General features: G+C 66.7%; 17 protein-coding genes and 1 tRNA gene. 10 read left to right on the top strand and 8 right to left on the bottom strand.

Annotated features, from left to right (window positions below; all coding sequences use genetic code 11):
• Positions 1 to 99: 99 nt before the first annotated feature.
• From TO66_RS07095 to TO66_RS07075, 5 genes are all read left to right on the top strand, one after another.
• Positions 100 to 173 (top strand) — tRNA-Gly (locus TO66_RS07095).
• Between the two features lie 377 nt (positions 174 to 550).
• Positions 551 to 733, top strand: a complete 183-nt coding sequence (locus TO66_RS07090) for a type II toxin-antitoxin system HicA family toxin (protein WP_044461665.1) — start codon at positions 551 to 553, stop codon at positions 731 to 733.
• Positions 734 to 765: 32 nt separating this feature from the next.
• The gene (locus TO66_RS07085) at positions 766 to 1173 is read left to right on the top strand and encodes a type II toxin-antitoxin system HicB family antitoxin (protein WP_044461664.1); all 408 of its coding nucleotides are present in this window, start codon (positions 766 to 768) and stop codon (positions 1171 to 1173) included.
• Positions 1174 to 1375: 202 nt separating this feature from the next.
• Positions 1376 to 1843 (top strand): GAF domain-containing protein, encoded by a 468-nt coding sequence (locus TO66_RS07080; protein ID WP_044461663.1) that lies wholly within the window; start codon positions 1376 to 1378, stop codon positions 1841 to 1843.
• Between the two features lie 130 nt (positions 1844 to 1973).
• Positions 1974 to 2888: an SGNH/GDSL hydrolase family protein gene (locus TO66_RS07075; protein WP_044461662.1), complete on the top strand. Its 915-nt coding sequence runs from the start codon at positions 1974 to 1976 to the stop codon at positions 2886 to 2888.
• A 29-nt stretch (positions 2889 to 2917) separates the two neighbouring features.
• Here the strand turns inward: TO66_RS07075 and TO66_RS07070 are convergent, their stop codons facing one another.
• Entirely contained in the window at positions 2918 to 4696 is a 1779-nt protein-coding gene (locus tag TO66_RS07070; protein ID WP_044461661.1) for a sensor domain-containing phosphodiesterase, read from the bottom strand.
• Positions 4697 to 4933: 237 nt separating this feature from the next.
• Positions 4934 to 5824, bottom strand: coding sequence for a LysR family transcriptional regulator (locus tag TO66_RS07065; RefSeq protein WP_044465963.1), 891 nt, complete (start codon positions 5822 to 5824; stop codon positions 4934 to 4936).
• 102 nt (positions 5825 to 5926) lie between these two features.
• On the opposite strand from TO66_RS07065, the gene TO66_RS07060 reads away from it, so the two are divergent.
• Complete coding sequence (locus tag TO66_RS07060; protein WP_044461660.1) at positions 5927 to 6589, top strand: NADPH-dependent F420 reductase; 663 nt, start codon at positions 5927 to 5929, stop codon at positions 6587 to 6589.
• Positions 6590 to 6735: 146 nt separating this feature from the next.
• Here TO66_RS07060 and TO66_RS07055 read toward each other — a convergent pair whose 3' ends face one another.
• From TO66_RS07055 to TO66_RS07030, 6 genes are all read right to left on the bottom strand, one after another.
• Complete coding sequence (locus TO66_RS07055) at positions 6736 to 7077, bottom strand: YXWGXW repeat-containing protein (protein ID WP_044465962.1); 342 nt, start codon at positions 7075 to 7077, stop codon at positions 6736 to 6738.
• 182 nt (positions 7078 to 7259) lie between these two features.
• The gene (locus TO66_RS07050; protein ID WP_044461659.1) at positions 7260 to 7790 is read right to left on the bottom strand and encodes a GNAT family N-acetyltransferase; all 531 of its coding nucleotides are present in this window, start codon (positions 7788 to 7790) and stop codon (positions 7260 to 7262) included.
• Between the two features lie 197 nt (positions 7791 to 7987).
• The gene (locus TO66_RS07045) at positions 7988 to 9004 is read right to left on the bottom strand and encodes an Ldh family oxidoreductase (protein WP_044461658.1); all 1017 of its coding nucleotides are present in this window, start codon (positions 9002 to 9004) and stop codon (positions 7988 to 7990) included.
• Between the two features lie 120 nt (positions 9005 to 9124).
• Positions 9125 to 10699, bottom strand: coding sequence for an aldehyde dehydrogenase (NADP(+)) (locus tag TO66_RS07040; RefSeq protein ID WP_044461657.1), 1575 nt, complete (start codon positions 10697 to 10699; stop codon positions 9125 to 9127).
• A gap of 31 nt (positions 10700 to 10730) precedes the next feature.
• Positions 10731 to 12299: an APC family permease gene (locus TO66_RS07035; protein WP_044461656.1), complete on the bottom strand. Its 1569-nt coding sequence runs from the start codon at positions 12297 to 12299 to the stop codon at positions 10731 to 10733.
• A 150-nt stretch (positions 12300 to 12449) separates the two neighbouring features.
• The gene (locus TO66_RS07030) at positions 12450 to 13370 is read right to left on the bottom strand and encodes a dihydrodipicolinate synthase family protein (protein ID WP_044461655.1); all 921 of its coding nucleotides are present in this window, start codon (positions 13368 to 13370) and stop codon (positions 12450 to 12452) included.
• Positions 13371 to 13838: 468 nt separating this feature from the next.
• Here TO66_RS07030 and TO66_RS07025 point away from each other — a divergent pair, with 468 nt between their 5' ends.
• The 4 genes from TO66_RS07025 to TO66_RS07010 are packed head-to-tail and all read left to right on the top strand — an operon-like array spanning position 13839 to position 17393.
• Positions 13839 to 14771 carry a 4-hydroxyproline epimerase gene (locus TO66_RS07025; RefSeq protein ID WP_044461654.1) on the top strand — a complete coding sequence of 311 codons (933 nt, stop codon included), beginning with the start codon at positions 13839 to 13841 and terminating at the stop codon, positions 14769 to 14771.
• Complete coding sequence (locus TO66_RS07020; RefSeq protein ID WP_044461653.1) at positions 14768 to 15901, top strand: FAD-binding oxidoreductase; 1134 nt, start codon at positions 14768 to 14770, stop codon at positions 15899 to 15901. Before TO66_RS07025 ends, TO66_RS07020 begins: the two co-directional genes overlap by 4 nt.
• Positions 15898 to 16131, top strand: coding sequence for a (2Fe-2S)-binding protein (locus TO66_RS07015; RefSeq protein WP_044461652.1), 234 nt, complete (start codon positions 15898 to 15900; stop codon positions 16129 to 16131). The genes TO66_RS07020 and TO66_RS07015 overlap by 4 nt, the downstream gene beginning before the upstream one ends.
• Positions 16128 to 17393, top strand: coding sequence for an FAD/NAD(P)-binding oxidoreductase (locus TO66_RS07010; RefSeq protein ID WP_044461651.1), 1266 nt, complete (start codon positions 16128 to 16130; stop codon positions 17391 to 17393). The genes TO66_RS07015 and TO66_RS07010 overlap by 4 nt, the downstream gene beginning before the upstream one ends.
• Positions 17394 to 17510: the final 117 nt, after the last annotated feature.

The raw sequence follows: 17510 nt of genomic DNA, 5'->3' as shown, positions 1-17510 counted from the left end.
GCGCTGCCCGAACGCTTTCCCCGCGCCTTGCAAATACAGGCCCGGCAAAGAAAAACTTCAAATCCGCGCGCACTTCTGGTACAAAGTCAGCCGCTCCAGGCGGGTGTCGTATAATGGCATTACTCCAGCTTCCCAAGCTGATAACGAGGGTTCGATTCCCTTCACCCGCTCCACTTCATTCAAGTCCAGCGTCAGGCCAGGCCGACGAGGGATGCAGGAACAGCCAAACCGGTCCTTCAGAGACCGGTTTTTTTATGGGTGCTTCATCGGGGCGGCGATAGAAAGCCAGTGTCACGACCAGCGAGCGCGGGAATGACAATAGCCCCCTGTCCTACCGTCCCTTGAGCTCGCCAGCTCAACTTCCACTTCTGCCGACATCAGGGTCCGGGAAGGATCCTGCAACACAGCCAGCGCTCCTGGGTGCCACCTCGCAACCCCTGTCTTTCTACACTTCAGCCTGAAGCGCCCTGCCGACGACCGTCGGGCCGGCGGGAGTTGATCACTTTTATTCGGTGGGTATAGTAACCACCAGACATCACAAGGAGGTGATGTGAACAGTCGGTATTTGATCAGCCAAATCGTCGCAGACGGTTGGTATCTGGTCAGGGTCAGAGGCAGTCACCATCATTTCCGCCACCCCAGCAAACCGGGGCTGGTGACTGTCCCGCATCCGCAAAAGGACCTGCTGAGAAAAACCGCCATCAGCATTCTGAAACAGGCGCTGCTCATGTGAAGGTGATTCACCGCGCCATGGAGGTTCCGCACATGCTTTACCCGATTGCCATTTCAATGGGCGATGACGAACACGCCTGGGGCGTGGAAGTCCCGGATATTCCTGGCTGTTTCTCGGCCGGCGACGATCTCGACGACGCCATGGCCATGGCTCGCGAAGCCATCGAAGGGCACTTCGAGCTTCTCGCCGAAGCAGGTGCCGCCATCCCGCACGCCAACAAGCTCACCTTGCACGCAGCCAACCCGCAGTACGCAAGCTGCACCTGGGCGCTGGTCGACATCGACATCACCCGATACCTGGGCAAGGCGCAGAAGCTCAACATCACCCTGCCCGGCTACCTGCTGAACCGTATCGACGAATACGTACTGCATCACCCGGAAGCGAAGAGCCGCTCGGGCTTTCTCGCTTCGGCTGCCTTGAAGGTATTGCAGCAAGAATGAACACGCCGCGCCGATCGAAGAACGTGATCGACCAATGACGCTGCTGCACTCGCGCAAAAGAAAATCGGCCCGGCGTGGCCGATTTTTTTCCCGGCAATGAACGGCAAACGAATATAAGCAAGGACCCATTCGGTATTTAAGGCGGCCGCGCCTGCCCCGTTATAGTTCAGCCCTTCCCAGGCTCGACAGAAAGGAGGCCGCGGTGGCCAAGTCTTCCCCGTTGTTCGATTCGCTGCAGGCCGATATCGATGCCCTGGCCAGGCAACTGGGGGTCAGCTCGATCCTGATCATGCGCTCGCTGCCCCAGCATATGCAGGTCGAAGCCTCCGGCGGACGGCATGAGGATACGTATCCGATCGGCGCCCAGGGCCAGAAAAGCAGCCTCGCGCACAATGGCCGGGCGCTGTATTGCGAGCGGGTGGTGGACAGCGGCCAGCCGTTGTACGTCAAGGACTCGCGCCTGGAAGCCGAATGGGCAGGTAACGAGGACGAGGTGGAGTTCGGCCTGAGCAACTACCTGGGTTACCCGGTACGCGATGCCGATGGCGAGGTGTTCGGCACCGTCTGCGCGCTGCATGAAAGCGCCAGGCAGTACAGCGCCGAGGAACAGGCCGCGCTGGAAGCGCTCCGGCACAAGGTCGAGGCCTTGCTCGCCCGTTCGCCGCAGTGAAACTTTAGTCGTAGCAGGTCGCCCACAGGCACGTGCGGACGAGTACGGCTACGCCCAGGTCGCATCCGGTGCATCGGCCGCGCTCGAAACTTCTACGATGAACCTTCGCCTTTCACCGTAGAGACCGCCCATGCGCCAGATCCTGCTCGCTCCCCTGCTCGCCCTTTCGCTGGCTGCCGGCAGTTGCCTGGCCGGCCCGGCGTTCGATCATCTCTACGCGTTCGGCGACAGCTATTCGGACAACGGCGCCAGCGACCGCCTGACCCGCGACATGCTCTCCCGCCAGTTCAAGGACGCGCAGCCATTGCCCGGCGAGCTGTATTGGCAGGGGCGCTGGAGCAATGGCCCGACCGCCGTGGAAGTGCTTGCCCAGAACCTGCGGCTGCCCCTGACCGACCACGCCGTGGGCGGCGCGAAAAGCGGGCGAAACAACTACTACGCCTGGATGACCGCCTACCGCGACACCGGGGTGAGCGGGCAAATCGACGACTACCTGGCCAATGCCAAGGGCCGGGCCGACCCACGGGCGTTGTATTTCATCTTCATCAGCGCCAACGACTTTTTCGAGCACGCCGACTTCGGCCACCAGGAACCGATCGATGACCTGGCCGCCAGCAGCATCGAGCATATCCAGGACGCCGTCAGTCGCCTGGCCGGCGCTGGCGCCAGGCATTTCCTGGTGGTCGGCAGCACGGACCTCAGCCATGCGCCGGCAGTGGTCGCCGGCGGCCAGCGCGAGCAAGCCTTGCGCTATCAGCAGCGACTGCAACGGCAATTGCCGACGCTGCTGGCGCCCCTGAGCCAGCAGCTCGCGGTACGCCTCACCTACTTCGACCACATTGCCTTCAGCGACCGGCTGCGTGGCCAGGCCGCCGAGCATGGCCTGACCCAGCTCGACCAGCCCTGCCAGCCGACCTATCCCGAGGTGAAGCCGGCGTGCGCTCAGCCGGACGGCTATTTCTATTGGGACGAATGGCACCCCACGCGCAAAGTCCATGCCCTGGCGGGCGCCGCCATGGCCAAGGCCCTCGACCAGGACCGCTGAGGCACAGCCGCGCCGCCATGGGGCCAGCGCTAGACGCAGGGCTGCAACGGAAACCGGTTGGCGCCGCTCCACGCCAGGAACTTGTCCTGCAACATTGGCCGGGCCAGGAAGTAGCCCTGGGCTTCGTCGCAGCCGAACGCATGCAACATCTGCAGGCACTGGAAACTCTCGATGCCTTCGGCCACGGTGCGGTAGCCCAGCTCGCGGGCCAGGCTGAGGATCGAGCGGGTGATCTTCTGGTGCTGGGTGTTGTGTTCCAGGTCGGTGATCATCGACTTGTCGAGTTTCACCACATTGGCCGGGATCTGGTGCAGGTAGGCGAAGTTGCTGTAGCCGGTGCCGAAATCGTCGATGGCCACGTCCGTGCCCAGCTCGCGGATGCGCGTCAGTTGCTCCAGCACATTGGGGTTGGAGCGCAACCATTCGCCTTCGGTGATTTCCACCTCGAGCCGCCGCGGATCGACGTCGTGCCGTTGGCAAGCGCGCCGGATGATCTCGGCGATGTCCTGATCCTGGAAATCCCTGGGCGACAGGTTGATCGACAACTTGCAGTGCTCGGGCAGGCACCAGGCGCGCAGCTTGCCGAGCACCGTGTCGACGACCCAGTGGGTCACCTGATGAATCAGGCCGTTGCGCTCCATCACCGGAATGAACTCGGCGGGAGAAATCGGCCCCAGCCACGGATGCTCCCAGCGCAGCAAGGCCTCGGCGCTGACCTGGGCGCCATCGGGAAGGGCGAAGCGCGGCTGGAACATCAAGTAAATCTGGCCGCTGCTCAAGGCCTCACCGAGGTCCGAAGTCAGGTTGAACGCACGTCGCTGGGCGTGATCGCGCCCGGCGTCGTAATGCGCCCAGAAACTGCGCCTGGCCATCGCCAGCTCCAGGGCGAACATGGCCTTGCGCAGCGCATCGTCCACCGACTGCGGATGGATCTCGAACTCCACCGCGCCCGCGCAGACCGTGGGGATCATCGGAAAGCCCAGGCCGGGTGGCTGGCGGCGCAGGCGACTGACCAGGGCCTGGAGCAGACGGTCCAACCCCGGCGCCGGCGCCGGCAACAGAAAGCCGAAGCGCTTGACCGACACGTGATAGACCCGCACATGCCGCCCCAGGTACTCCTTCAGGCGCAGCGCGAGAAAGCGGATGATCGTCTCGAAAGGCGCCAGCCCCAGGGCCAGGGTCAGTTCGTGGGCCACCTTCATGTCCAGGGCGTCGATCAGCACCAGCACGCGCTTTTCACCGAGGTGATGCTCGGCCAGGTCGCGCAGGTCGGTCTGGAACTGCTCGCGATTGCACAGGCCGCTGACCGGATCGCGACGACGCTGGCGCTGACGTTGCTCGACCTGCTCCATGACCATCGCCGCCATGTCGCGCAGTTGCTGGCGTTCGGCCAGGCTCAACTGCTGCTCGGCCTTGTCGATGATGCACAGGCTGCCGATCGCATACCCCGACGAGGTCAGCAAGGGCGCCCCGGCATAAAAACGGATGCCCTGCTCGCGTGTCACCAGCGGATTGTCCTGAAAGCGCGGATCGAGCACCGCGTTACGCACCTCCAGCACCTCGCGGCCCTGGATCGTGAACGCGCAGAACGACTGGCTGATCGGCGTCTGCGGTTCATCGAAACCCACGCGCGACTTGAACCACTGGCGATCGCGATCCACCAGGCTGATCAAGGCGGTAGGCACCTTGAAATACTCGGCCGCCATGCGGCAGATCCGGTCGAAGTTCTCGCAACTGGCGGTGTCCAGCAACTCCAGGGCATGCAGCGCCGCCAGGCGCCGCTCCTCGATGATTGCCTTATCGGGCATACACGGCCTCGGGCCGGGATAACGCGACTCTCACAATAAACAACCTATTGGCAGGGGAGACTCGGAGGGATGCGGCGGGCGTGACCACATAGTGGCATTAGGACATCCCGGCCAGCAGGATGACTGACCGGCCGACGATTGCCAAACCCATCCGTCGGACGAACGGTCTTGGTTACAAAAAACCTGAAGTTCCAGAACCTTTGATCTAGAGCGCTTTGCCGATTTGCGATACGCCGCTCAGGCCCCGAAACGCGCAATGGCCGCATCGACGAAGTGCCGCAGCTTGGCGGTCATCTGCCGGTCTGGCCGGTACAGCAAGTGCATGGCGCGGCTCGGCGCCTCGTACCCCGGGAGCAATTGCACCAGCTCCCCCGCGGCCCGGGCCGGCTCGAGGAAATCCGCCGGTCCCAGGACGACGCCAAAACCATCCACGGCCGCCGACAGCAGCGCCTTGCTCTCGTTGACCTGCAAGCGACTGCGCACCTTGACCTCATGCATCTGGCCGTCGCGGCGAAACTGCCAGGTGTGGTCCGCCGGCCGCGACCAGTAGGCGTACCCCAGGCACTCGTGCCGCTCGAGATCGGCCGGCAGTTGCGGCGTGCCCCGGGCGGCGAGATAGGCAGGGGCGGCGCAGGCGATCAGCCGATAGGGCGCCAGCGGCCTGGCGGTCAGGCTGGAGTCGGCCAGCGGGCCGATACGAAAGGCCGCCTCATAGCCCTCCTCCACCAGGTCGATATAGCGATCGGTCAAATGCAGGTCGATTTCGACCTCTGGGTGCTCACGCAAAAACGCCGTCACGAAAGGCATGAGGCTGTAGGAGCCGAAGGTGACCGGCGCACTGATGCGCAACTTGCCCCGGGGCGTGGCGTTCATGATCTGCGCCAGGGAATCGGCGGCCTGGGCTTCGCCGAGGATGTGCTTGCAGCGCTCGAGGTAGGCACCGCCCAATTCGGTCAGGCTTTGCCGGCGCGTGGTGCGGTTGAGCAAGCGCGCGCCCAGCCGCCGCTCCAGCGCCGCGACATGCTTGGCGACCATTTGCGGCGAGAGCCCCAGGCGGGTTGCCGCACGGGCGTAGGAACCGCTTTCGGCGGCCGCGACAAAGGCCTCCATGCTGGTCAGGCGATCCATCATTCGATACTCCCAGTAACAAGACCAAGAACCAGACGCTTATTTATCGCCATTTGGTGACGAATCATCATAGCCGCTCGATCCCTTCAACGGAGCATGGACATGCATATCGGCATTATCGGGGCAGGTTTCATCGGACGCGCCGTGGCGCAATTGGCTCTGGCGGCGGGGCATGAGGTGATGCTCAGCAATTCCCGCGGCCCACAGACCATGAGCAGCGTGGCCAGCGGTATTCGCGGCAGTCGCATCGGCAGCGTCGCAGATGCCGTGCAGTTCGGCGAATTGGTGCTGGTGGCGATCCCGCTGGCGCATTACCGCAGCCTTCCTGCGGCGCTGCTGGCCGGCAAGACGGTGCTGGACGCCAATAACTATTACCCGGACCGCGACGGGCATATCGAGGCCCTGGACCGCTTCGAAACCACCACCAGCCAACTGCTCGCCGAGCACCTCGAAGGCGCCAGGGTGGTGAAGGTATTCAACGCCATCCTCGCCCAGGACCTGCTGACCGACGCCCGCCCCGGCGGCGCCCCCGATCGCCGCGCCCTGCCCATCGCCGGCGACGATCCGCAGGCCAAGACGCAGGTGGTGCAACTGTTGGACGAGCTGGGGTTCGATGCGGTCGATGGCGGCAGCCTGGCGGACAGTTGGCGCTTCGAACGGGCCAAGCCGGCGTATTGCATCCCGCTGGATAAGGCCGGGTTGCGGGCCGCCCTGGCGGCGGCGCAGCGCCAGGTCGAAGTGCCCGAAGGCTCGTGGCGCTCCTGAAGCCAGCGGTAGTGCCGGGCAGGGAGCGAAGCTGGCTCGCGAGGATCATTGACGAGTACGCGCGTTGACGGCGGCCAACGCGGTGCTCTCACCTCCATCGCGGGCAAGCCTCGCGCCTACAAGGGAGGACCTCGCCTGGTTCTCGGTCAGCTGGCCCAGCCACCCGCGTGCAGGTGCCAGCCGTCGCCGCGAGGCTCCCAGTATGGGTGCACGTAGTGGTAGCCGGGACGCAAGGTTTCCCAGTGCCCATGGACAGCCACGTATTGCCGGCCATCCCAGTGCCAGTAAGCCCGGGACCAGACATAACCCGGGCGATGCATGGGCTCGACCTCGATGACTCGCACGGGCGGCGGCCGCGGCGCGACCACCTCGACGTACTCCACCGGCGCCGCGCGTTCGACCACCCGCCGCTCATGCACCACCCGTTCCTGCACACACCCGGAGGCCACTACGACCACCGCTGCCAGAGCTGTGTAACGTAACAACATGCTGCCTCCCCCGGCGTCGTCGCCGGCCGTTGTATTGCGTGTGACGCCCCCTCCAGCCACCCGGCTCCTGCCGGGCGTAGGTGCTGTTTTAGCAGTTGCAAACTGTCTGTTTGCTGAACCTGACGGCAGCCAGCGCAGGGCACCGACAAGACAGCGACCGGCGGTGTTTCACAAGCGCCTTGTCAGCGCTCCCACGCAGCGAAATCCGCCCGGGTCATCTCGAAGAACTTGCTCGGCAAACCTTCGAACTCGCCGTCGCGCACGAAGCGGAAGCCGAGCTTGCGCGCCACCCCCAGCGAGGCTTCGTTCAAGGCATGGGCATCGGCCACGATGCGCTCGACCCCGGCGCCGACAAACGCATGCTCGACGATGCGCGCTGCGGCCTCGGAGGCGATACCCCGGCCCCACGCCCGGCGCACCAGGCGCCAGCCCATTTCCAGCTCGGGGCCGACCGCCTCGTAGGGAATGAACGACACCCAGCCAAGAAACTCATCCGGCGCGGACTTGGCGAAAATCGCCCAATACCCGCAAAACTCCCCGAAGTCGCGCTCCATGCGCGAACGCAGGAAGTCGCGGTGTTCCTGGCCGCCATCCCAGGGGCCGGGGATGTAACGGGTGACCTGGGGATCGAGGTCCATGGCGATGCACGCATCGAAGTGTTCCAGGGTGCGTGGACACAGCAGCAGGTTGGGGGTTTCGAAGTGGAGGTTCATCAACTGGATATCCGTATTCGCCGATGGGAGGAATGCAGCAGTGAAAATAGCAGCTATCGCTGGATACCTGTCGGGCACCTGTAGGAGCGAAGCTTGCTCGCGATAAGGCCAGCACAGCCCCCCGGTTCCGCGCAGCGACTCCCTGCCGAAGGCCGTCCACGCTATCGCGGGCAAGTCGGATCGCCGCCCGCTCGCGCCTATGGGATCAACAGCGCCTGAATATCATCGAACAGCGCCCGAGGGATGTGCACCCCGTGTTGCAGGCTGCGTGCCCGGGCCTCGAAGCGGCGCTGCGACGGCAACCGGGCGCCTTGCGCGGTGATGGCGGCGAACAGCCGTTCGGCGCGTTCCAGGCCGTGCGGGTAGTCCTCGCCGAGAAACACCTTGGGGTCGAATGCCAGGATCAGTTCGCCGTGGCAAGGCGCGGCACCTACGCCGGCATCGAAGGCCATGGATTCGGCGCTGGTGAGGTCGCCGATCAAGGCACCGGCCAACAGTTCGATCATCGCTGCCAGGGCCGAGCCCTTGTGCCCGCCGAAGGTCTGCATGGCCCCTTGCAGGGCGGCCTGGGCATCGGTGGTGGGCCGCCCCTGGGCGTCGACGGCCCAGTGCTCGGGGATCGGCTTGCCCTGCCGCGCATGCAGTTCGATGTCGCCGCGGGCGATGGCGCTGGTGGCGAAATCGAACACGAACGGCTCACCCGCCGGCCGCGGCCAGGCGAAGGCCAGCGGGTTGGTGCCGAACACCGGGTTGCGGCCCCCGGCCGGTGCCACCCAGCTGTGACTGGGGTTCATGGCGAGGCCCACCAACCCTTCGGCGGCGATGGCCTCGACCTCCGGCCACAGCGCCGAAAAATGAAAACAGCGCTTGATCGCCATGGCCGCCAACCCCTGGCTGCGGGCCTTCTGCGCCAGCAGCGGGAGGCCGGTGCGGAACGCCAGCAGGGAATAACCGTAGTGCGCATCCACTTCCAGCACGCCGGCGGAAACAGAGCGCAGGCTCGGCTCGGCCAGCGGGTCGACCTGGCCTTCACGCACCGAACGCACGCAACCCAGCAGGCGATACAAGCCATGGGAATGGCATTCGTCGCGCTGGCCCTGGGTGATGACCTCGGCAATGGCCCTGGCGTGGGCGTCGGACAGGCCATGGCGGGTCAAGACCTTGAGCGACAGCTCATGGACTTGCGCGAGGGACAGGTTAACGAGATCGGACATGGGGGCTCCTGCTGCGGAAAAAACGATAAGGGCCGAGGGCAATCCGGCCCCCTGGATCGGGGAGGAAGTCGCCGAAGGCCCGCGACCCTGTCGCAGGCTTCGGTGGCTACCGGCAGCGCCTCAGGTCGGGCGCAGGCCGTCGAGGCGCTGCGGCACCTGCAACGGGTTGTCACTGCGCAAGGTTTCTGGCAGCAGGGTTTGCGGCAGGTCCTGATAGGACACCGGACGCAGGAAGCGCTGGATCGCCAGGCTGCCCACCGAGGTGGTGCGGGAATCGGAAGTGGCCGGGAACGGCCCGCCATGCACCATGGCATGGCCGACCTCGACCCCGGTGCCGAAGCCGTTGACCAGCAGGCGCCCGGCCTTGCGCTCCAGCAGCGGCAGCAGCGCGCGCACCTGCGGATGGTCGGCGTCGCTCAAATGCAGGGCGATGGTCAGTTGACCTTCCAGGCCCTCCAGCAGCGCCTGCAATTGCGCCGCATCGGTGCAACGCACAATCAACGATGCCGGGCCGAAGACTTCCCCGCGCAGCTCCGCCCGGGCCATGAAGGCGTCGGCCGAGGTGGCGAACAGCCCGGCCCGGGCCTGATAACGCTCGCCGCCCAGGCCCTGCCCCAGGGTCTCCACCTCAGTGTGTCGCAGCAGCTGCTCGACACCCTGGGCATAGCTGGCGTGGATGCCCGGTGTGAGCATGGTCTGCGCAGGTACTGCCTTCAGCGCCGCTGCCGCCGCGGCTTCGAATGCCCGCAACGCCGGGCTGTCGACAGCCAGGATCAACCCGGGGTTGGTGCAGAACTGGCCGGCGCCCAGGGTCAGGGAACCGACAAACGCCCTGGCGATGTCGGCGCCGCGCTCGGCCAGCGCCTGGGCCAGCAGCAGTACCGGGTTGATCGAACTCATCTCGGCATACAGCGGAATCGGCTCCTCGCGGGCCGCGGCGATCTTCATCAACGCCACACCGCCCGTGCGCGAACCGGTGAAGCCCACGGCCTTGATCCGCCGATCCGCCACCAGCCCCTGGCCAATGCTGCGGCCGGCATCGAACAGCAGCGAGAACACCCCTTCCGGCAAACCGTGGCGCTGCACCGCCTGCTGGATCGCCTGCCCCACCAGCTCCGAGGTGCCGGGGTGCGCCGAGTGCGCCTTGACCACCACCGGGCAACCGGCGGCCAGGGCCGAGGCGGTATCGCCACCGGCCACCGAGAACGCCAGGGGGAAGTTCGAGGCGCCGAACACCGCCACCGGCCCGAGGGCGATCTGGCGCAGGCGCAGATCCACCTTGGGCAAGGGCTGGCGCCCAGGCTGGGCCGGCTCGATGCGGGCCTCCAGGAAGCTGCCGTCGCGCACCACCGCCGCGAACAGCCGCAACTGGCCGACCGTGCGCCCACGCTCGCCTTCCAGGCGCGCCCGGGGCAGGCCGGTCTCGCTCATGCAGCGTTCGATCAGTTCGTCGCCCAGGGCGAGGATGTTGCTGGCGATACTCTCCAGGAACGCCGCCCGCTGTTCCAGGCCGGTCTCCCGATAGGGGTCGAACGCCGCCTCGGCCAGGGCGCAGGCGCGCTCCAGGTCGTCCGGGCCGGCGCCGCCGAAACTCGGGGCCAGGGCCTCGCCAGTGGCGGCGGCCAGCGCATGCACTTCGCCGTGGCCACCACGCACGCGGGATTGGCCGATCAGCAGTTGTCCTGTTACAGGCATGGGTTACCTCTCTGAATGAATGGCGTGCCGGTCACTCGTCTTCCCCTTCCAGCACCAGCTTGCTGCCCGGCACGCCGGTGTTGGCGCCCCAGTAGTAGATGCCCAGGGCCATGAGGGTGATGACCAGCGTGTCGTATGGATGAGTGAGCGTGCCGATGCCGCCGAAGCTGCCCAGCCAGGAAACAAGGATGGTCAGGGCATAGAAAGCGATCAGCCACAGCGACGAGCGCACCTGTTCGCCGAGGCTCAGGTGGTCGGTGGGCACCAGGCGCTTGCAGCACAGGTAGACGACGAACATCAGGATCTGCAGGCCCAGCAGCCAGGACACCGTGCCCCAGCCGGACCAATAGACGATCAGCGCGGCGATGACGAACGACACCGGCCCCAGCACGCCGAAGCCGCTGACCCGAAACGGCCGCGGCAGGTCCGGCGCGCTCTTGCGCAGGGCCGCCACGCTGATCGGGGCGATCGCATAACTGAGCACCAGGGCCGCGGACACCACATTGATCAGCGCCTCCCACGAGGGGAACGGCAAGGTCCAGAACACCGACAGGCCGAAGGTCAGCCACAGCGCCGGGCGCGGGATGCCGGACTGCTCGTCGATGCGGGTGAAGATCTTGAAGAAGGTCCCGGTCTTCGCCCAGCCGTACACCACCCGTGGCGTGGCATTCATGTAGATGTTGCCGCAGCCGCTGGGGGAAATGACCGCGTCCGCCACCACCAGGTAGGCCAGCCAGCCGACGCCCAGGGTCAGGGCGATGTCTCGGTACGGCAGGGAGAATTCCTTGCTGATGCTGCTCCAGCCGTTGGCCAGCATCTCGGTGGGAATGCTGCCCAGAAACGCCAGTTGCAGCAGGCCGTAGATCAGGGTGGAGAGCAGCACCGAAAGAATCAACGCGACGGGAATGGTGCGCTGCGGATTACGCACTTCGCTGGCCACCGAGATGATCGGGGTCAGGCCCAGGTAGGCAAAAATGATTCCGCCGGCGGAGACCGCCATTTCGATCCCGGACAGGCCGAAAGGGGCAAAACCCTGGACATGGAAATTGTCCGGCTTGAAGAAGCTGAAGAGCACGCCGATGACCAGCAGCGGCACGACGAACTTGAACAGGCTGATGAAGTTGTTGGACTTGGCGAAGGTCTTGACGCTGGAGTAATTGAGCCAGAAGAACAGGCACAACAGGGCGAATTGCACCAGCCAGCCAAGGATAGTCGGGTTGCTGCTGCCGGCATGGGTCAGCCCCGGGAACCAGGCCGCCGCGTATTGCCGTGCCGCCACCACCTCGATGGCCACCAGGCTGGAAAACGCGATCAGGGTGATGAAGCCCATCAGGTAGCCCAGCAACGGCCCGTGGGAGAACACCGGATAACGCACCACCCCGCCCGCTCGCGGCAGCGCCGCGCCCAGTTCGCAGTAGACGATGCCCAGCAGCAGGACGGCGAAACCGCCGAGCAGCCAGGAGAAGATCCCCGCCGGCCCGGCGATGGCCGAGACATGGCTGGCGGCGAACAACCAGCCGGAGCCGAAGATCGCCCCCAGGCCGATGAAAGTGAGGTCGACCAGAGAGAGCTGTTTCTTGAATTTGCCTTGGCCTGACATAGGCGCGCCTTCTTATTGAGTTATTGGAGTAGGCAGATCGAAGGTCACGTCGGCATCGCGCGAAAGCCTGCCGACGTGACGAAGCACGGCGCCGCGCGAGCGCCGGGTGGTGTTCTCATGGACCAGGGCGCGAGCGCCCTACTGCGGCGGTTACAGGCCGACGTCCGGCAGCTGCGGACGCTCGGCCAGGGCCTTGGCGACTATCGCCTTGACCTCGGCCAGGGTCTCGCCCTGCAGGGCCAGGCGCGGTGGGCGGGTGATCGCGGAGCCGCGACCGACCAGTTCCTCGCAGAGCTTGATGCACTGCACCAGGTCCGGACGCGCATCCAGGTGCAGCAGCGGCATGAACCAGCGGTACAGCGCCAGGGCTTCCTCGAAGCGTTTTTCCCGGGCCAGGCGGAACAGGGTCTCGCCTTCGCGGGGGAAGGCGTTGGACATCCCGGAGACCCAGCCTTCGGCGCCGACGGCAATGCTCTCCACCACCACGTCGTCCAGGCCGGCGAACAGCACGAAGCGGTCGCCCACGGCGTTGCGCAGGTCGATGAAACGCCGGGTGTCGCCGGAAGAGTCCTTGAAGCAGACGATGTTCTCGCAGTCCTGCAGGGCGATCAGCACGTCCGGGGTGACGTCGTTCTTGTAGATCGGCGGGTTGTTGTAGACCATCACCGGCAGGTCGGTGCCGGTGGCGATGGTGCGAAAGTGCGCGGCGGTTTCGTGGGGCTTGGCCGAATACACCAGGGCCGGCATCACCATCACCCCGTCGACCCCGACCTTGGCGGCCTCACGCACGGTGTTGCGGGCGAACTCGGTGGTGAACTCGGCAATCCCGGCGATCACCGGCACGCGACCACCGGCGGCATCCTTGGCGACCTCGATCACCGAGAGTTTTTCCGCGGTGCTCAGCGAAGTGTTCTCGCCCACGGTGCCGCACACCACCAGGCCCGACACGCCATCGGCCACCAGATTGCGCATGACGCCGTGGGTGGCGTCCAGGTCGAGGGAAAAGTCGGGCTTGAACTGGGTGCTGACGGCGGGGAACACACCGCTCCAGTGAATGGCTTTACGGCTCATGGTCTTGTCCTTGTGGTTGAGTCGGGCGGGGCCGACAGGCGTTGGAAACGCAAAACAGATTCCGCCTTTCGCCGCCGCGCAGCTTGAGACTTTTCGCCCCTGAGCAAGACGAAATCGGCACATTCGCCCCCAGACCTTTCCCGCGCCGTCGCCCTCCCTTGATCCGCCACACCCACAGCCACATCGCAGCACTTGTAGCCGCTGCCGAGCACCAGCGAGGCTGCGATCGGCAACGCAGTTGCCGCAAAGCCAGCGCTTGCGGTGTATCAGGTAGAACGCGATAGCCGGTTTTGCGGCCGCTTCGTCGGAATGCCGCCCAACCCGATCGCAGCCTCGTACCTCGGCAGCGGCTACCGGGTTAGCAGAAAGCCACGCTGTGCCGATTTCGTCATCCACAGCAGAGAAAACCCACAAGCGATGCGGCCCTTTCCCAGGTGAATCTGTAGGCCTTTTCCGTCAGGTGCCGCCATGAAAAAAATCACCATCATCGATTCACACACGGGGGGCGAGCCGACTCGCCTGGTTGTCGACGGCTTTCCCGACCTGGGTAACGGCTCGATGGCCGAACGCCTGGCCCTCCTGCAAGCGCACCACGACCACTGGCGCACGGCCTGCGTGCTGGAACCACGGGGCAGCGACGTGCTGGTGGGGGCCTTGTTGTGCGAGCCGCAGGCGGCGGACGCCTGCGCCGGGGTGATCTTCTTCAACAACAGCGGCTACCTGGGCATGTGCGGCCACGGCACCATCGGCCTGGTGCGCTCGCTCCATCACCTGGGCCGCATCGCCCCCGGCGTGCATCGCATCGAGACCCCGGTAGGCACCGTCAGCGCGACCCTGCACGAGGACCTCTCGGTCAGCGTGCGCAACGTGCCGGCCTACCGCTACCGCAGCAATGTCGAGCTGCAATTGCCCGACCATGGCACGGTGCGCGGCGATATCGCCTGGGGCGGCAACTGGTTCTTCCTGATCAGCGAACATGGCCAGCGCATCGCCCTGGACAACGTCGAGGCCCTGACCCACTACACTCGGGCCGTGCGCGCAGCCCTGGAGGCCGCCGGCATCAGCGGCGCCGACGGTGGGGTGATCGACCATATCGAGCTGTTCGCCGACGACCCGGCCGCCGACAGCCGCAACTTCGTGCTGTGCCCCGGCCAGGCCTACGACCGCTCCCCCTGCGGCACCGGCACCAGCGCCAAGCTGGCGTGCCTGGCCGCCGATGGCAAACTGGCGCCCGGCGCGATCTGGCGCCAGGCCAGCGTGATCGGCAGCCAGTTCAGCGCCAGCTACGAGCAAATCGGCGAACGGATCGTCCCGACCCTGCGCGGCAGCGCTCACCTGAGCGCCGAAGCCACCTTGCTGATCGAAGACAGCGACCCCTTCGCCTGGGGCATCGTCTCGTGAGCGAAGCCGCCGAAGCCGATGCCCTGGTGATTGGCGGCGGCATTGTCGGCGCCGCCTGCGCCCACGAACTGGCCCGGCGCGGCCTGCGCGTGCGGGTGCTCGACAATGCCAGCGGCGGCGCCACCGGCGCGGGCATGGGGCACCTGGTGGCGATGGACGACAACGCCGCCGAACTGGCGCTGAGTCACTACTCCATCGGCCTGTGGAACCACTTGCGCACCCGCCTGCCGCCATCTTGCGCCTACCGCAGCTGCGGCACCCTGTGGCTGGCCGCGGACGCCGCGGAAATGGACCTGGCCCGGGCCAAGCAGGCCGCCCTGGCGCAACAGGGCGTGGCCGGCGAACTGCTCGGCAGCGCCGCCCTGGCCGAACTCGAACCGATGTTGCGCGGCGGCCTCGGCGGCGCGCTGAAGATCCCCGGCGACGGGATTCTCTATGCCCCGGCCGCGGCCCATTGGCTGCTGCATGACAATCCCCTCATCCGCTGCGAGCGCGCCAGCGTCAGGGCCGTGGCCGCGCAGCGCGTGGCACTGGACGACGGCCGGGTGCTGCGCGCCGAATACGTGGTGCTGGCCAACGGCCTGGCGGCCCGGGAGCTGCTGCCGCAGCTGCCGTTGCGAGCGAAGAAGGGCCACCTGCTGATCACCGATCGTTACCCGCCGCAGGTGTCCCATCAGTTGGTGGAGCTGGGCTACGCCGCCAGCGCCCACGCCAGCGACGGCACCTCGGTGGCGTTCAATGTGCAGCCACGGCCGACCGGGCAATTGCTGATCGGCTCGTCCCGCCAGTTCGACACCCTCGACCCGGCCATCGAGCCCGCGGTGCTGCAACCCATGCTGCAACGGGCGGTGGCTTACCTGCCGCGGCTCGCGCAGTTGAACGGCATCCGCGCCTGGACCGGCTTTCGCGCCGCCAGCCCGGACGGCCTGCCGCTGCTGGGCCAGCATCCGCGGGAGAAGGGCCTATGGCTGGCGGTCGGCCACGAAGGCCTGGGTGTCACTACCGCCCCCGGCAGCGGGCGCCTGCTGACCGACCTGATGCTCGGCGAACGCCCGGACATCGACGCCCGCCCCTACCGGCCCGAACGTTTTTCCGGCCTCTGCGCCCCTTTGACTGGAACCGCCTCATGATCATCTACCTGGACTATCAGGCGCTGGCCGTGCGCGAGGGCCAGAGCGTGGCCGCCGCCCTCGCCGGCAGCGGCGACGAGCGCACCCGGACCTCCTGCACCGGCCAGCCCCGGGCGCCCTTCTGCGGCATGGGCATCTGCCAGGAATGCCGCATGACCATCGACGGTCGGCGCCAGCTGGCGTGCCAGACCCTGTGCCGCGAAGGCATGCACGTGGAGCGCACGCCATGAGCGGGCACTCGTTGCAGTGCGACATTCTCATCGTCGGCGGCGGCCCGGCCGGCCTCGCGGCGGCCAGGGCGGCAAGTCGCGGCGACCTGTCGATCGTCCTGCTCGACGACAACCCGCGCGCCGGCGGCCAGATCTGGCGCCATGGGCCGGGCGTGACGCTCGGCGCCAGCGCCCGCGAAGCCTTGCAGGTGCTGGAGCATCCGCGGCTGCGCTACCTGCCCGGCACCCGGGTGGTGGCCGGCGCCGGGGCCAATGCCCTGCTCCTGGAAAATGCCGAGCAGGCGCTGATCGTGCGCTACCAGCGCCTGATCCTGTGTTGCGGCGCCCGCGAACGGCTGCTGCCCTTCCCCGGCTGGACCCTGCCCGGCGTGACAGGCGCGGGGGCCTTGCAGGCGCTGCTGAAAAACGGCCTGGACGTGGCAGGCGAACGGCTGGTCATCGCCGGCAGCGGGCCCTTGCTGCTGGCCAGCGCCGCCACCGCCCGCCAGGCCGGTGCGCGGGTCGAGGCGGTTCTGGAGCAGGCGCCGCTGACCGCGCTGGCGGGCTTCAGCGCCGGGCTCTGGCGCTGGCCGGCCAAGCTCGGCCAGGCCGCGGGGCTAGCCACCCCGGCCTATCGCTGCAATGCCCATGTCGTCGAAGCCCTGGGCGACCGGCGCCTGGAGGTCGTGCGCATCCGCCAGGGCGGGCAGTATCGAGAGCTGCCTTGCGAGCGCCTGGCCTGCGGTTTCGGCCTGGTGCCCAACACCAGCCTGGCCAGCCACCTGGGCTGCCAGTTGCAGGACAACGCGATTGCCGTGGATCGCTACCAGGGCACCAGCCTGGCGCAGGTCTATGCCGCCGGGGAATGCACCGGGATCGGTGGCAGCGAACTGGCGCGGATCGAAGGCGAGATCGCCGGGCTGGCCGCCAGCGGAGCAACCCGCGAGGCCGACCAGTTGGCCCACCATCGCGCCCATTGGCAGGCCTTCGCCGACCGGTTGCAGGCCACCTTCGCCCTGCAACCGGCGCTTTTACAGCTGGCGCGACCTGATACGCTGCTGTGCCGCTGCGAGGATGTGCCTTACTCCGCCGTGGCCGGCCAGGCCGACTGGACCCAGGCCAAGCTGCACAGCCGGTGCGGCATGGGCGCCTGCCAGGGGCGGGTCTGCGCCACGGCGTCCCAGGCGCTGTTCGGCTGGGCCGCGCCGACACCCAGGGCGCCCCTGGTGCCGGCGCGGATCGAAACCCTGCTGCTGGAGCCGACGGCAGCCGGCGTGAAGTGAACCACCGGCCTGCGGCCGCCGTTGCCCGCCCTCCCCGCAAGGATGGCTCGGCAGCGCGGTCGCGGATCAAGGACGAGCGCATAAAACCAAGGTCGCAGGGCCCACCCTGCGCCATGA

Origin of the sequence: Pseudomonas sp. MRSN 12121, assembly GCF_000931465.1 — a bacterium.
Classification (GTDB): domain Bacteria; phylum Pseudomonadota; class Gammaproteobacteria; order Pseudomonadales; family Pseudomonadaceae; genus Aquipseudomonas.
Note: the sequence above shows the minus strand (reverse complement) of the source record. Positions and strands in the feature narration are given on the sequence as shown.